Origin of the sequence: Salinibaculum sp. SYNS191, assembly GCF_037338445.1 — an archaeon.
Classification (GTDB): domain Archaea; phylum Halobacteriota; class Halobacteria; order Halobacteriales; family Haloarculaceae; genus Salinibaculum; species Salinibaculum marinum.
In genome coordinates this window covers 3037281-3052094 of the sequence record NZ_CP147838.1, presented here as the reverse complement: position 1 = coordinate 3052094, position 14814 = coordinate 3037281, and the positions used below count along the sequence as shown (strand labels likewise).

9 protein-coding genes and 2 pseudogenes are annotated in these 14814 nt (G+C 54.1%); 3 read left to right on the top strand and 8 right to left on the bottom strand.

The genetic code is table 11. The annotated features are described in order from the left end of the window. Positions 1–11: 11 nt before the first annotated feature. The 5 genes from WDJ57_RS15985 to WDJ57_RS15965 all read right to left on the bottom strand — a co-directional run bounded on the left by WDJ57_RS15985 (position 12) and on the right by WDJ57_RS15965 (position 5851). Entirely contained in the window at positions 12–1469 is a 1458-nt protein-coding gene (locus WDJ57_RS15985) for a flippase (protein WP_338901868.1), read from the bottom strand. Between the two features lie 186 nt (positions 1470–1655). Then, entirely contained in the window at positions 1656–2828 is a 1173-nt protein-coding gene (locus WDJ57_RS15980; RefSeq protein ID WP_338901867.1) for a glycosyltransferase family 4 protein, read from the bottom strand. Positions 2829–2858: 30 nt separating this feature from the next. Next, entirely contained in the window at positions 2859–3602 is a 744-nt protein-coding gene (locus WDJ57_RS15975; RefSeq protein WP_338901866.1) for a class I SAM-dependent methyltransferase, read from the bottom strand. 66 nt (positions 3603–3668) lie between these two features. After that, the gene (locus tag WDJ57_RS15970; RefSeq protein ID WP_338901865.1) at positions 3669–4775 is read right to left on the bottom strand and encodes a glycosyltransferase family 4 protein; all 1107 of its coding nucleotides are present in this window, start codon (positions 4773–4775) and stop codon (positions 3669–3671) included. A 155-nt stretch (positions 4776–4930) separates the two neighbouring features. Continuing rightward, a complete protein-coding gene (locus tag WDJ57_RS15965) occupies positions 4931–5851 on the bottom strand; it encodes a hypothetical protein (protein WP_338901863.1) in 921 nt (306 codons plus the stop codon). Positions 5852–6006: 155 nt separating this feature from the next. On the opposite strand from WDJ57_RS15965, the gene WDJ57_RS15960 reads away from it, so the two are divergent. The 3 genes and pseudogenes from WDJ57_RS15960 (at position 6007) to WDJ57_RS15945 (ending at position 9884) form a co-directional block, all read left to right on the top strand. Further along, a complete protein-coding gene (locus WDJ57_RS15960) occupies positions 6007–7323 on the top strand; it encodes a sulfatase-like hydrolase/transferase (RefSeq protein ID WP_338901862.1) in 1317 nt (438 codons plus the stop codon). A 567-nt stretch (positions 7324–7890) separates the two neighbouring features. Next, positions 7891–8703 (top strand): annotated as a pseudogene (locus WDJ57_RS15955) (IS5 family transposase); the annotation flags it as partial. Between the two features lie 285 nt (positions 8704–8988). After that, positions 8989–9884, top strand: a pseudogene (locus WDJ57_RS15945) (IS1595 family transposase). Positions 9885–9900: 16 nt separating this feature from the next. Here WDJ57_RS15945 and WDJ57_RS15940 read toward each other — a convergent pair. The 3 genes from WDJ57_RS15940 to WDJ57_RS15930 all read right to left on the bottom strand — a co-directional run bounded on the left by WDJ57_RS15940 (position 9901) and on the right by WDJ57_RS15930 (position 14764). Beyond that, positions 9901–11244 (bottom strand): nucleotide sugar dehydrogenase, encoded by a 1344-nt coding sequence (locus WDJ57_RS15940; RefSeq protein WP_338901860.1) that lies wholly within the window; start codon positions 11242–11244, stop codon positions 9901–9903. Beyond that, a complete protein-coding gene (locus tag WDJ57_RS15935) occupies positions 11241–12221 on the bottom strand; it encodes a GDP-mannose 4,6-dehydratase (protein ID WP_338901859.1) in 981 nt (326 codons plus the stop codon). Before WDJ57_RS15935 ends, WDJ57_RS15940 begins: the two co-directional genes overlap by 4 nt. Positions 12222–12448: 227 nt before the next feature. Next, a complete protein-coding gene (locus WDJ57_RS15930) occupies positions 12449–14764 on the bottom strand; it encodes an STT3 domain-containing protein (protein WP_338901858.1) in 2316 nt (771 codons plus the stop codon). Positions 14765–14814 lie beyond the last annotated feature (50 nt).

Here is a 14814-nt window from a genome sequence, read left to right as displayed (position 1 = left end):
ATCTGAGATCGTCAGGACGCCCAAACACTTCTAATGGGTCGTACTAGACTCTCGATTTCGGACCGCGTCAGCCCACCTATTAAGAACAGAACGAGGAAGTAACAGACGACCGCAAGCGGAATCACGATTAGTAGCCCGTCGAAGCCGGAAGTGCTGACCACCGAGTACATGCCGATTGATGCGAACCCGATTTTGTGGATCCGATATCTTCTGTTGTCCATTCCGAGCATGTTTCTTGAGTACCACCACATAACAGTAAAGATGCAGAAATACGATACCGCAGTCGTCACGGCGGCCCCGACGAGTCCAAATATTGGTATTAATAGGACGTTTAAGAGTATATTCACGCCAGCACCTATTATTCTAATATATGAAACCGGCTTCGTCAACTCGGCAGCATAGTACAGACAACTGTACAGATGGGTAAGCCCCCAGAATGATACTCCGATGGCGATGATGGGCAGTGCAAGCCCTCCCTCACTCGCTACCTCAGAAGTGGAAATGAGGGCAATGAGTCGTTCACCAACTAGAGTAAATCCCACAACCGACGGGACCGCCAGGGTGAGGAAGTACCGTGTCCCGGCGTGGAGATAGCTTCTCGCGTCTTCTCGCTTGTTGTTCTCCCACAGATTGCTGAACTCTGGGAAGAACGAGTTCGAGAGTGGGCGGGAGAACAGCAAAATTTGGTTCGCGAACTTGTACGCGACAGTATAGGCACCAACTGCGAACGGGCCAATAAAGTACCCGAGGAGCAGTCGGTCGGCACGCGTCAGGAAGTTTCCGGAGATCTGCCCCGCCATCACCGGGAGCGAGTAGCGGAGGCTCTTTGGGATAGTCCGAAACCGGGGGAACTGCACACCAAGATGGCGAAACACGTCGCCTTGAATCAGCAAAAAAAACGAGAGTTCTGTAAGAACAAGGTACAGTACCAGGTCCGTCAAGGTGCCAGACTGGAAGAGGACAACGTAGCCCACAGCAACCATCGAAAGATACGTCTTCAATCCGTTCAGTAGCGAGTACGACTTGATGCGTCGTTTCGCACGGTAGTAGTTTTCTGCGATAATCAACGCGCTATTGATGGGAATAAGCAGGGCGCCGAGGCGATACACATCCGCATAAGTCGCGTCGTTGAGCGTTAGTTGCGAGATCCGCTCGGCAAATACGAACATGCCTCCCGCAACAAGGGTACTGAGGACAAGGATGAACCCGAGTACGTCTACGTATAACTCCCGTCGTTCGGACACGTAATCGTACGACTGGAAGTACCGAATGACCGCGGAGTGCAATCCCAGTTCGAATGTGCCAGCCAGCAGTCGTGTTACGACAATTAGCTGGGCGTACACCCCGTACGCGTTCGCCCCCAGGTACAGGGTAATTAGAGGTATAAAAAGGATCCCCCTAGCCTTCTCCCCGATCTTGATTACCGTCGCAAAAAGCGTATCGGAAACAATCTTGTCCTTCAGTGTCACGTCTGTCAGGCCCCGTAGTTAGAGTACAATCTCCCCGGTACACCACACTGGCTTCTCTCGGCCGATAAAACCATTATCGTTTGAGTCTGACGCGTTGTCGGACCAGTTGAATTCACAATTTGATTACCGAACACTTTTTTCTTCTATTCCACTGTATAACTTCGGTCCTACTTTTATCTCATGTGCTCATAAGATCGTATCAGCGTACACCTGCTCTAGTCGGGACGAAAGCTCGGTTACGGAAAATGAACGGCCTATCGTTTCCTTCGCTTCTTTTTCCATCTTCTTCTGCAATTGGTCGTTGTTCACAAGTTCCTCTAATCGATTCACGAACGTTGCAGGTTTCTCCACGATGAACCCATCTTTTCTATCCGTGATTATTTCGTCCACACCAGTAGTTCGGTTCGTGACAACTGGAAGACCGAACGCCATGCCTTCAAGAACTGCTCGGGGAAGTCCTTCGCGATGTGAGTATAGCGCGATTGCATCCAGGCTGGTGTACCACTCAAAGATATTCGATTGATACCCTGCGAAGGTGACAGCGTCAGAGATACCTTTTTCCACTACGAAATCCTTACACTTGCGCTCGTATTCATTTTGTTTGGTTCCCCCGAGGAAGTAGAACCGTACGTCGGGACACCGTTTGACCGCCGGAACGACGATATCTTTCAAGAAAGAAAACTGGTTCTTTCGTTCGTCTATAGACCCAATGTATCCGATAGCGAATTCCTCCGCTGTGAAGCCCAATTGTCGGCGGAGAGCAGAGCGGTCGTTGTCTTCAAGGAACTGTTTAGCGGTGTCAACGCGGACTGGGTTGTGAATCCTCGTGGTTTTTCCTTTCACCCGGTTCCAGAGATACGCTGGCAAGTGTTCTTCAAGGCCTTTGACGACGCCATCAGAAACACAAATACACCGGTCAGCACGAGCAAGGCTGACTCGCCAATACCACGGTGTACCTTGTGGCTTAGTCCGGATGTGGAGAACCGTGGGAAGCCGATCCATCGTCACTGCTGGGTGCGTGAGAAGGAATCCAAAAATGTTGTTGTAGTGGATCAAGTCGAAATCCTCTTGTCGCAAATACTTCCAGAGTCGGAAGTTGTACCGTGCCATCGTAAGCCATTTTGAGTGTCCCTCTCGAGTACTCTTGAGTTCCCGATATGCATCAGGAACTGGACCTTCGGGAGAGATGACTTCAAAATCGATGTCCCGCTCTTCCAGGTGGTCAATGAGGTTTGACTCTCCGTAGAGAATCACCGTCACCGAGTGGCGCTCGGCGAGTTGCTCAATAAAGTTCAATGAGCTTTTTTCGCCTCCATACACCTCTTCAGACGAGGTATAGAGGTAGTGAGCAATTCGCATCAAGTCGTCCTTTCTCTCACGATATACATATTAGTCCCGAACTGCGACGCCAACCAACTGATCGTGATGGGTCTCCGGTGACCCAACCCCGAACTCCACGTAGGGGTTGAATCCATGGTAACTGATGGCTTTGAACAGACCTCGAATGCCTTTCATCACGGGACGGACGGTCCAGTCATCTTTGTATAGGCTGTCTATCCATGACGGGATGTACCCGTTTACCTCAACAGTGTCGAAAACTGACGACAGAAGCGACTGAAGGCCCTCAGGTCGGTATTCTTCCTCATGGTGTTCCTCATCGTGATACGATCCGTCCTCATCCGGTCCGAACGGGGTAGTGAGAACTAGTACTCCACCACGCTTCAGTAAGGAACGAGCCTGTTGTAGGGCCCGTTCCGGTTCTGAAAAGTGTTCAATGACATCTAGCATGGTCACGAAATCGAAGCATCTATTTGACAACGGCAGGTTGTAGACGTCACCTTGCACTACCGGGCAAGGGTCATAACTGTACTTACCATAGAGGTTCAAACACTCCTTTTCAAAGTCGATACCGACCGTTGACGCCCCCCGTTTTCTCAGATACTCTAGCAGAACTCCGTCGCCACAGCCAATGTCGACGCCCTGACTAGCGGAGAGATCAACGTGTTCCTCCAGAAGGCGAAGAGCCACCGTGTACCGTGCTGCGAGACGTGGGTTGTATTCGAATCTCCCGGCAGCAAGCGTGGCATCCCAATGATATGCGCCTTTCCGCTCGTACTTGTCGAAACTACTCATTCAGATAGAGGGGTTCTCTTTCTACCCTTGAAACTACTTCCATTTGTCGATCAGTGAGAAGAGCTGTCATTCTTTCAACTCTTTAAAGAAGCTGATATATTTCTCGTTGACCGCCTCTGGTGAGAACACGTCCTTGGCACGCTGCCGTGCTGCGTTCCCTTTTCGCTCTGTCAGCGCTTCGTTGGAGAAGTACCGGCCAACCGTGCTTGCCCAGTCGTCCGCGTCGAAAGAGGAAGCAAAGAGTCCGGTATCACCAACGGCCTCGTGGAACACTGGAATATCCGAAACCACGACCGGTGTCCCGGTAATCATCGCCTCAATGAGTGCCACGCCGAGCCCCTCAGCCCTCGAGGACATCGCGAACACGTCCGCGGCCGACACGCTAGCGGCAACCTCCGGACGGGACAGCCACCCCGTGAACACGACATTGTCAGAGATCCCCCGCTCGTTCGCCTGCCGTTCGAGATCGCCTCGCAGTTCGCCGTCACCTACGATGACTAGACTCATTTCTGGATAGGTTTCGACGATCTTGGCGGTCGCATCAATGAGTACCTCGTGGTTTTTCACCGGAATGAGGCGTCCGACAGTCGTCACAACTGGCCCGTCACCATCGAAGTGCGTCCGTAACTCCGGCTGGAGTTCCGGTGGCGATTCGAACATTGTCGGGTTGACAGCGTTGTAAATCACTCGCTGGTCGACGTTCCAGTTTAGCATTGTCGAGATCCATCGTGGAAACGAGTCGGCAACAGCGTTCGATATTGACGTCATGCCATCCGCAAGCGGGAGGGTCAGACCCTTCGTAAGTCGCTGTTTTGCTGTGTGTTCGTGGTGTACCTTCTGCTGTGTCGAGACGACAACCGAGACATCCGAAAACAGGGCGACCATCCGGCCTACTACTCCTGCACGGACTAGGTGGGTGTTCAGGACGTCGACGTTGTTGTTCAAAAATTGGAGTAATTCCTTACTTGCGGTTACGAAGTCTGTTCTTCCAAACTCAAACCGCACAACCTTTGCACCGTTCTCCTTCAACGACTTAGCTGCGGTGTCGTCGACACCTCCCAGAAGCGCACCGGTGTATACCTCGTGTTCCTCGGAGAAGTACTGTGACAGGTCAATGAACTGGTTCGTAATCGCGCCCTCCGTGAGATTGTTCGTAAGTAGTAGAAGTCTCATTGATAAATGGTATCCAAAGGTCGGGTATCTCTGATTATTCTCGCGATTAGGTGTTGATCACTATTTGCTTACGATTAATTTAAGGACACCGATAATAGTCCAGCTCTCGCCATTCCCACGTTTTGCTCCCGTTCGTTGGGTCTTGTGTTACACGGTCAAACGTAGCCGAGGCTTTTAAGACGGGACTCAAGATCCGCTTCGGACCGTTCCCGTTCCTGGGTTGGAGTATATTCCCCGATATCTTCCGCCGATGTCGTGTACCACGGCACCCTGATTACTGACGAGACGATAGTCGGATTATGTCCATAGAAACCATACTCTCCGAAGGCGTTTCCGTGGTCCGCCGTTAGGACTACTGTCTCTGCATCGATATTGTCGAGAAGAAGGGAAATGTCGTCCAGCACGTAACGGAGATTGGCCTTGTAAGCTTCCCACACCTTGTCCGCCGACAGTTCTCCAGTCCGTAGTCGATCCCAGACGTTCCCTGTCCACTTCTCGCCAACCCGATCAAGGTCGACTCCGGAGGCGAGTTCCGGATGGTTTACAAATGGTGCATGTGGCTGCATGTAGTGGACCAGCATCTGGTCGGGCGAGCAGTTTCGCCAAGTCGCTATCGCCCTGTCTGTGACGGATCGTGCCGGTACAGTACCGAGATTCTCGTCCCACGCATACTCCCAGACGTTATCTAGCAATGCGAAATCGTTAGGGTCAAGTTCGAGTTCGGAATGAGGGTTCGCGTTGACGTATGCTGTTCGTGCGATCTCATCGGCGACACCATCGACGAACGTTCGTCGCATCCAAGTCGAAGATGTGGCTCCGACCGAGAGAATTGAATCCGGCACTTGCAGGAACGGGTACTCTGGTTCGAGTTCCTGCATGAGATCTAGACGGCAGGCATCAAGAACAAGGAGCACGTTCCAGTCCCGGTCGTAAACGTTCGTCCGGTCCAAGTCAAACGAAGCAAAACGCCTCGCAAGGAACCGCTCATAGAGACGAATACTTACCCAAGGGATGGCTTTCCAGCGCTGGTATCGAATCTGATCTGCCAGTTCGCGTGTGAAGCTTCGAAGATTCATATGTTCGTATTCAAGTGGTTTTGGGTAGTATTATTATCCTGTGCAAAGATGGAGGCAAGTACCTCACCTCTTCTGGACTACTGGTGACAAGTCCGGAACCGACTAGGTCGTACCACAAGAATGATTCCTGTGAGGTTTCACTCTGTTGGTACGCTATGATAAACACTCCTGAAAACATCCTTCTCCTCACGGTTGATGCCCTCAGAGAGGACGATTCAGATCCACTCCGCAATGCAATCCCTGCCTCTTATGATATCATTACTGTCGATCGTTGTATTGCAACTGGGTCTGGAACGTCGACTGCCTTCCCTGGAATATTGACTTCTACACACCCCCTTGAGTATGGAGGATACAGCGGCATCGGATCAGATCGGGTTCCGCTTGCGGAGGTTCTGTCTGATTCCGGATTCGAAACGGCAGGATTTCACTCCAATCCTCTTCTGTCTCGAAAATTTGGGTATAATCGTGGATTCGACAAGTTCTACGATTCCGTCGGTTCAAAACGACGGTTGAACAGGGTTCTCAGAGATTTCCTCCCCTCGTCCATCCACCGCCTCATAAAGGAGGTGTATTTCCGACTCACCGACTACCAGCAGCTCCCGTATGATCGGGCCGACGATATTAACAATCGTGTTCTGGACTGGCTGAATGAGGTTGAAGAGGCGTGGTTCTGCTGGGCCCACTATATGGATCCACACCACCCCTACAAACCACCGTCAAAATACACGAACGTCCCGGAAGACGATATCGATCAGTTCTGGCAGCAGCTCAATGACGACCCTAATGAGATACCGGACGCCGAAGTAGAGACTTTACGGAATCTCTATAGGTCGGAGGTGTCGTATCTCGCTGACTCTCTCTCCTCTCTGTTTGAACAACTTGAGCAAGAAGGACACCTCAACGAGACGCTGGTTGTGCTGACGGCTGACCACGGAGAGGAGTTTCGTGACCACGGAGATCTCCTCCACAAACCGAAACTCCATCGTGAACTCGTTGAGGTTCCCCTGTTATTCACCGGTGGTTGCGTTACCGAAACCAAAACGATCCATGGACTGTTCTCGGCACTAGACATTCCGGCGACGATCATCGATTCCATCGGGGAATTGCCTCCGGATAACTGGCGGGGAAGACCGGTTCGGGAGGAGGAGACAAGGGACGCGTGTTTCACCGAACTCAGTCACACGTCGGGTGAGGGCGGGGAAGTAGCTCCGGAGCGTATCAAGATTTCGTATCGCACCGACGACTGGACCTTCATCCACGATAGACAGGCTGATACCGACCGGCTGTATTCCCGGCACAGCGATCCCATGGAGAAGGAAGACGTCAGCAGCGAACATGAAGGCTTGTTAAAAGACATGCGTGAGGCAGTCAAGATACACCTTGAGGATGTAGTCGACAGGACGACGACCGGCCGACAAACCAAGGTTGACGAGTCGGTCGAAGAACGATTGAGTGACCTCGGTTATCGGTGAGTGGTGTTCGATCTTTTTGTGCGACAAGTCAACGCGGAACAGAAGCGCCGCAAGGGACACGCCACTCGGTCGGCCCATGTCCTCACGCGAAAGTACTTTCTGCTGGCGTGCCCTCTCAACCAGGCAGTCGAGCATTGCTGGTTCACCATCACAAGCTAGTGGTGCGTCAACCGTCGACTGATGAGCCCCTTAGTCTACAAGCTGAGGGAACAATTCAATATCTGATAAAAGCGGCGTGCGAAATATAGAGGAAGAATCCATCACATTCCACCCTTATATACGACCAAATAGTGAATTTATGAAGTGTGTATAAACGATATTATATTAAATTCCGTCGAGATCGCCGCTGCTGTGGGTTTGTGAAATGATGATGTTGTCGCTAGCCATACCATGAAGAGGGAAAATAAAAATAACGGCTCTGTAGTTTCGGTACACGGCGGTTGATTTCATGGATATCTCACGCTCCGGCGAAGGTTGTAGACGGTGGCTTTGAGCGGCTCTGTAGTTTCGCTAGACGAGAGCGCCGCGACTACGTTATCGCTGTAGAAAGCGAAGAGGCAGAGTGTTGTGGTATCGGAATTCCGCCTCTTCACTCGTGTTACGGTCGCGAAGGCTAAATCTGTTGTCGCTAACCCGGACGAACCCGCCGACCCCGAAGGGGGTGGCGGGTTCGCCGAATGGGCGATGCTCACGCTGCATGCACTCCGCATCGAGCTGGGCAAATCCTACCGCATCACCGTGGATTTACTCAGCGAGATGCCCGGCGTCCTCGACGAGATCGGCCTCAGGCGGCTGCCTCATTACACCGTTCTCCGCACGTGGTTTGCAAGGATTCCAACTGCGACCTGGCGTGCGTTTCTCGGCGCCTCAGCCGAGAAACGCACCGGCCACGCCGCCATCGATTCGACCGGCTTCGACCGCGACCAACCCAGCCGCCACTACGCCAACCGCACGCACTACCGCGTCCGAGCGCTGAAAGTCACTGCTCTCGTGGATGTCGAAACGCTATACATCACCGACATCCACTCGACCACCTCGAAGAAGCATGATGCGAAGATCGGCCCGCAGGTCGCCCGACGGAACGCGGGCGACCTGCGGAGCCTCGCCGCCGACCGAGGCTACGACGCGAAAGCCTTCCGCGACGAACTCCGCGAGAACGGCATCAGACCGCTGATCAAGCACAGGATCATGAATCCGCTCGATCACGCCCATAACGCCCGTATGGACCGTGATCGGTATCATCAGCGCTCCATGTCAGAAACCGTCTTCTCCTCAATCAAGCGCACGCTCGGCGCTGCCGTGCGTGCGCGAAGCTGGTGGCTGGAGTTCCGTGAAATGCTGCTCAAAGGGCTCTGTAGTTTCACTAGACGGAGACGCCGCGACTGCGTTATTGCCGTAGAAAGCGAAGAGACGGAGTGTTGTGGTATCGGAATTCCGTCTCCTCACGCGTGTTACGGTGGCTAAGGCTAAATCAGTTGTCGCTACCCCGGACGAACCCGCCGACCCCGGAGTAATCATCTCAACTTCTGAATGTTAGCAGAGAACGATCCGTTCTAACGATGATTTTCCACCACGAGGTCACCAGCAACCGCAGACTGGCCCAGCTCTGCGTTTCGAGTCCAGTATTCAGGACAACGCATATCACTCAAGTAGTGCCCGATAGGCATGATTCCGCTGGAAGTGTTCAGTTCGGAATTGGTCGTAGCCGACCTGTTATGGTAGGTCCGCTGGAACGACAGTATCTACTGCCCTCACTGCCGATCCGACCGAACGACCGGATACGGCAGCGATCAGAAATTTCAGCGGTATCTCTGTAAGGATTGCGGACGCACGTTCAACGCCAAAGCTGGAACCATCTTCAAACACTCAAAACTCCTACTCAGGAAGTGCCTCTTCTTGATTTATGCATTCTTGCAGTTCAACACAAGCGTGCGGCAACTCCAGTGTGAGATTGAGATCTCCTAAGAGGCGGTACTCAGGCATGTCGAACCCTCAGTAAAGCGCTCAACGCGCCGACGCTGAGGGTCGACGGCCCTGTCGGATCAACGAACTATACATTTCCGCGGGGCTGAAAGGCCGCGACACGACGGTTGGTCGCGCTCGCAAGGCCTTCGAACTGACGGACATGGCCCGTACAACACCGACAAGCCACCGATCTTTCTGCTTGTTAATTGTGGCACCGATTGGCGGTGGACTATCCGGCCAAGACTGTTGATTTCGACACGATAGGACTCCTGCTGGCCGACCGCCAGCCGGAGTCTCTGACTGTCGACACCGACGGCTACCTCTCGTATGATGCGTTCGAGCGGCACGACTCGTTCACTCATTAGTATATCGTCCACAGCGACGGCGAATATGCCGCGGCGACACTCATATCAACACCTGCGAGAGCCACGCATCGCTGGCGCAACGCGTGGCTCTTGGGCCATCGTGGTATCTCGGAAGATCGCCTCGCACAGTACTTCTGAGCCTTCAAGTTCCGCCGCCAGCTCTACTACAAACCAGACCGACAAGCACTCACGAGTGCTATCCATACCACACTCTATCAACAATCTCCCTGAGAAGAGCGTCTGCTCGTTATGGTACCTCAGTCAGGCTGAAATTACGCGTGGTTTCATTGCAGCTTCGCTCAGGGATTTCACCAAGAGTCACAACCTCGGCAGAGATATCATCAGGCATCGCATTCCGAGTGTCGAAGATCAGGGAGGCCTGTTCCCCGATTGACTTCAGGTCAAAGGTCTTGTGATCAACAAGAAGGACAACGATATCTGCCGACCGGACGTTCTCTGGATCAGGGGTTTGAACGAGTTTCCGAGAGACATCACAAGCATCAGCATGGGGGTCAGCGATCGTCACTTCTGCTTCATCAGGAAGTGCTTCTATCACCTGTAGAGCGGGGGAGTTCCGAGTATCACCAACATTGGGTTTGTATGCAGCACCAAGGGCGAAAATTGAGGCATCCTCAGGTTCGCAGTGATTCTCACGAAGGAGTGACTCAATACGGTTAGCGACAAGTCTAGGCATCCGGTCATTGACGCGTTGGGCACCATTTAGCAGAGAAAGTTCGATGCCAAGGTTTTCAGCGCGCCAAGTTAGGAACTGTGGATCTATCGGAATACAGTGACCGCCGACACCGGGCCCCGGTCGAAATGGTTGGAAACCGAATGGCTTCGTTGCCGCAGCGTCAATCGCCTCCCAGACATCTGCATCAATATATTGGGAAAATGTGACAAGTTCGTTTACAAGTGCGATATTCACCATTCGATATGTGTTTTCCAGCGTCTTCGCTAGCTCCGCCGTGTCAGTCGATTCGACGGGGTAGGTTCTGGAAACGACCGTTTCGAACAGTTCGGTCGCGACTGCGCCAGCGACCTCGCTATCCGCACCGACAACGAGCGGAATTTTCGAAAATTCGAGGTCACCACCTGGATTCAGACGTTCAGGTACCATCGCAAAATACGTCGGTCCCTCCGCTGCGGGTTCAATACTCGGCTTGACAATATTTCGGGTCGCACCAGGATAAACGGTACTGGTGACAACCACCAACGTCTCACGCGATCCAGCCTGTTCAGCGACCGTCTTTGTCGCCGCTTCTACCGCGGCCATATCTGGTTCGCCCTCATTTATTCCAGTCGGAACAGCGAGAACATACACATCGCAATCGGCGATGACGGATGGATTTGCTGAAGGTTTAAACCCATTTTCGAGCGCTGCACGGATGCGGGTATCGGAAACATCGTCAATGTAGCTTCTCCCCGATAGAAGTTCATCAATCCGGAATTCGTCGATATCAAAGCCTCTGACTCGGAATCCAGCCTCCGTGAACGAGAGACTTACAGGAATCCCAACATAACCGAGACCGATAATGCCGACTGATACTTTTCGATCGGCGATCCGCTGAAAGAGCGGCTTGCCAGTCATGTCGGCACCTCTGCACCACTTTGCTGGGCGTCTACAACGTCTTCTATAATCTGATTTAGACTTGTTTCTGGTGCCCATCCGATAGTCTCCCTAAGCTTTGATACGTCCGGTTTGCGATGGCGTGGTTCCTCAAAGTCCTCCTCAAAAACCTCTGCAAATGGGACATGTTCGATTTTCGAATTTGAATCTGTTACTAAAATTATTTGTTCGGCGAGTTCGTTAATACTGATTGACTCGGAGGAACCAATGTTGAACACATCACCATCTGTATTAGGGGTGTTCATCAAATCACGGACTACTTTCACAGCATCGCGAACATGTGTGAAACTCCGTGTTTGCGTACCGTCGCCGTACACCTGAATCGGTTCATCCGCGAGCGCTCGCTCAACGAATGTCGGGATTACCATACCGTAGTCACCAACCTGTCGCGGTCCAACGGTGTTGAAAAACCGCCCGACAACAATGGGTAAATCGTTCTCGGCGTGATGGGCAAACGCGTAGAACTCGTCTATTGCTTTCGCAGTCGCGTATCCCCACCGCGGCACCGATGTCGGGCCTAGAACGCAGTCATCCTCCTCACTGAATGGAAGATCTGGCGACTTCCCGTACACTTCCGAAGATGATGCGACGAAGACGGGCGTTCCGTCCTTTGCAGCGGCGTCCAAGATGTTTTCTGTTCCTCTAATATTTGTCTGGAGCGAACTCAGAGGATTATCGACGATCCGTTCCACACCTAGAGCAGCAGCGAAATGGTAGACGATGTCCGCTCTTGAAACAGCTTGATGCATCTCTTCTGTCTCGCGAACGTCCACATCGTCTATCTCGACACGCTCGTTGGCCAGAGTGTGCTCTATATTTGACCGCCGACCGGTAGAGAAGTTATCAACAATGTGTATGTCTTGGTCTGTTTCAGTCAATAAATGATCAACAAAGTGGGAGCCAATGAGCCCAGCGCCGCCGGTGATGAGGGCATTCATATCACAATAATTTGTATTTTCTGTATTTAAAGATGTATCGGTTCACAATCGTTGACATGGTACTATCGGCTTAACATTTTGACGAGTATTTTCTCTTACCATTATGGGCTTTCTAATCAAGACTTTTGCGAGAGTATCGCGGAGGTCTTCAGTGGTAACCGTGTCGAGTGAAGTCATATCCTCAGATCAAGTTATAGCCTAAAGAATTTTTAGCCGGTAGTATAATCCTACTCCCCGATGGATACACGTGTCCCGTTCAACACTTCAGCTTCGGAAACAGCAACTGTCCGCAACTGCTCGCCAACACGCACGTTATAGGTCCCGGGGTAGGCGACACGAACACTGACGTTCCCTGACCGAACCCACCGCTCGTATGTGAACGACGCCCCCGGAATCGAGACGTTTGTCGCAACCGACACCGTTGTATTCGACCCGACTGTACCGGAAAGCCGCGCGCCCGGGACGCGCACGAACGCCGTCCGGTCGTTGGTCGCGTACATCGCACGGAACTGCCCGAGCCCGGCTACGCCGTCACCCCGACTCCCGAAACGCTGGTGCAGCCGCGCCTGCATGGACATCCGGTTCGCGTCCGCACCGTCTTCAATCACCACGAACCGAACCCGATTGACCAGCTCCTCGGTCGCCGCGTCTGGATCGCTCTGATTCAAGAACGACCCGTAGACAGAGCGAGCATACCCGTACGACCGTGACTGCCCGTTGACGAAGTAGTTGTACATCCGGTTCTCACCCCAGTTCGACAGTACGTAACTCTCCTCGGCGTTATCCCACCCGTGCTCGTCGGCAAACGAAGCAATCGCGGCGGCCGTCTCGTAGGAGGCATCGTCGGTCGTCACCTGCTCGACTTTGATCGCCGACTGCACCACGCTCAACCCGGCAACTAACACGAACAGCGCCAGCACCAGCGACACCGTCGACCGATCCACACGCCCGGGCACCCACGCCGCGAACTCCCGGCCCGTCGACAGCGGCCGTGCCAAATCAACCTTCTCGGCCAGCCAGACGAACCCAACCCCTGCAAACAGCGCCGTAAACGGCGAGAGTTCACCCGCAAAGCGCACCTGGAACACCGCCAGCACGAGGAAGTACCACCCGTATGCGGCCGGCACCAGCCAGCGTGCTGTGCCGTCAACGAGCTGGACCGTTGCCCAGGCCAGGGCCGGCACCGCGATGAACAACACGAACCCGAACAGCAGGAGAAAGCCCAGCGTGTCCCCGCTGAACAGTGACTCAACCTCCGCGATGTCCTGTCGCTGTGTGATACGACCAAGTCCCTCGATCGCCCGCGACCAGTAGTCGGGTAGGAACACGGCAACCCCAGCCACACTTCCGAGCCCGGCGACGGCTTCAACACCAGCTGTGACACGAACCCCAAGGTCGAACCGATACGCACCCTCTCCGACCGCGACGATGGCGAGCGCACCACCGAGGAAGATGGCAGGCGTCAGCGCCACGGTCTGGGTGTGCCATCCGACCGTCGTGTGAACAGCGTAGGTCACACCCGCAGCCAGCGCCAACCCTCCCAGTATCGGTCCCGCCTCCCGGACCGGCGAGCGACCCTCACGAACGGCCAGCAGTACCACCCCGACAACGACGGCAGCCAGCGGAACAACCAACAGCGGGCCGTTGTCCCACGCGAGCACCTGTCCAGTAACACCCACACCAACGCCGAGTGCACCGAGAACGGCCACAACAGGGCCCTCACGCTCGGAACTGACGAGCACGGCAAGCGCGAGTGCAGTCAGAATCAACCACACGAAGTCGAAGGCGTGGTGGTCGGCAAACCCGAGTGCCGTCCGCAAGGAACTCGCCGGCGTGACTGCGAGCATCAACACGGCAGACAGGGCAACCCGGCGATCCGCCGTGACGACCATCGTCAGGAAATACAACCCGAGACCAACCAGCACAGCCGCGACGACGGGATACACCGCAAGCACCGCACCGGAGGCGTCTACACCACCGAGCAATCCCGAGACCCACGCCAGCGTCGCGACGAGAAACGGTTCGCCGAGTGCAATTCCCTCGGGAACCTCGGCAATCGGCAGTCCCCCGACCATGCCCTCGGCAAAGGCTTGCTCAACCCAGTAGCGATAGTAGTAGGGATCATTCGCCGCTAACACGACGGCATCGGGACGGAACACCGACCCGACGACGTACGAACGGATGACGACTATGAGGGTAAGTGCACCCGCAAGCATCGCAGCTGCTCGGCCATCGACGCTCGGCAGCGAGAGCGACACCTCATCGAGCGAGGGCGTGTTGACCGACCCCCTCTCTGTGTCATCACTCGTTGGTTGCTCCCCGAGCGCACGCCGCACGGCGTCGGGCTCTGCGAGGCGGTACTCGCCATCGACTTTCTCGACGACACCCTCGGAGACGAGCTGGCCGAACGTCCCGGAATCCAGGGAGATATCGTCGAACGTCCACGTCTCGTGTGCCTCGTCGATTTCGAGAAGGTCTTGGAGTGGGGCTTCCAGTTCGGGCCGGTCCGCAAGCAACTCCGTGGCCCGACTGCCTTCAGTCATGATTTACGGGTTTCGCGTGGCGGTCATAAAGCCACCGAGGCTAGATGCTC

What these genes read in the sequence shown, in the direction of transcription:
- WDJ57_RS15960 (WP_338901862.1), top strand. Translation starts at nt 6,007, where the DNA reads ATGATAAACACTCCTGAAAACATCCTTCTCCTCACGGTTGATGCCCTC.
- WDJ57_RS15980 (WP_338901867.1), bottom strand. Translation starts at nt 2,828, where the DNA reads ATGCGAATTGCTCACTACCTCTATACCTCGTCTGAAGAGGTGTATGGA.
- WDJ57_RS15935 (WP_338901859.1), bottom strand. Translation starts at nt 12,221, where the DNA reads ATGAATGCCCTCATCACCGGCGGCGCTGGGCTCATTGGCTCCCACTTT.
- WDJ57_RS15940 (WP_338901860.1), bottom strand. Translation starts at nt 11,244, where the DNA reads ATGACTGGCAAGCCGCTCTTTCAGCGGATCGCCGATCGAAAAGTATCA.
- WDJ57_RS15930 (WP_338901858.1), bottom strand. Translation starts at nt 14,764, where the DNA reads ATGACTGAAGGCAGTCGGGCCACGGAGTTGCTTGCGGACCGGCCCGAA.
- WDJ57_RS15965 (WP_338901863.1), bottom strand. Translation starts at nt 5,851, where the DNA reads ATGAATCTTCGAAGCTTCACACGCGAACTGGCAGATCAGATTCGATAC.
- WDJ57_RS15970 (WP_338901865.1), bottom strand. Translation starts at nt 4,775, where the DNA reads ATGAGACTTCTACTACTTACGAACAATCTCACGGAGGGCGCGATTACG.
- WDJ57_RS15975 (WP_338901866.1), bottom strand. Translation starts at nt 3,602, where the DNA reads ATGAGTAGTTTCGACAAGTACGAGCGGAAAGGCGCATATCATTGGGAT.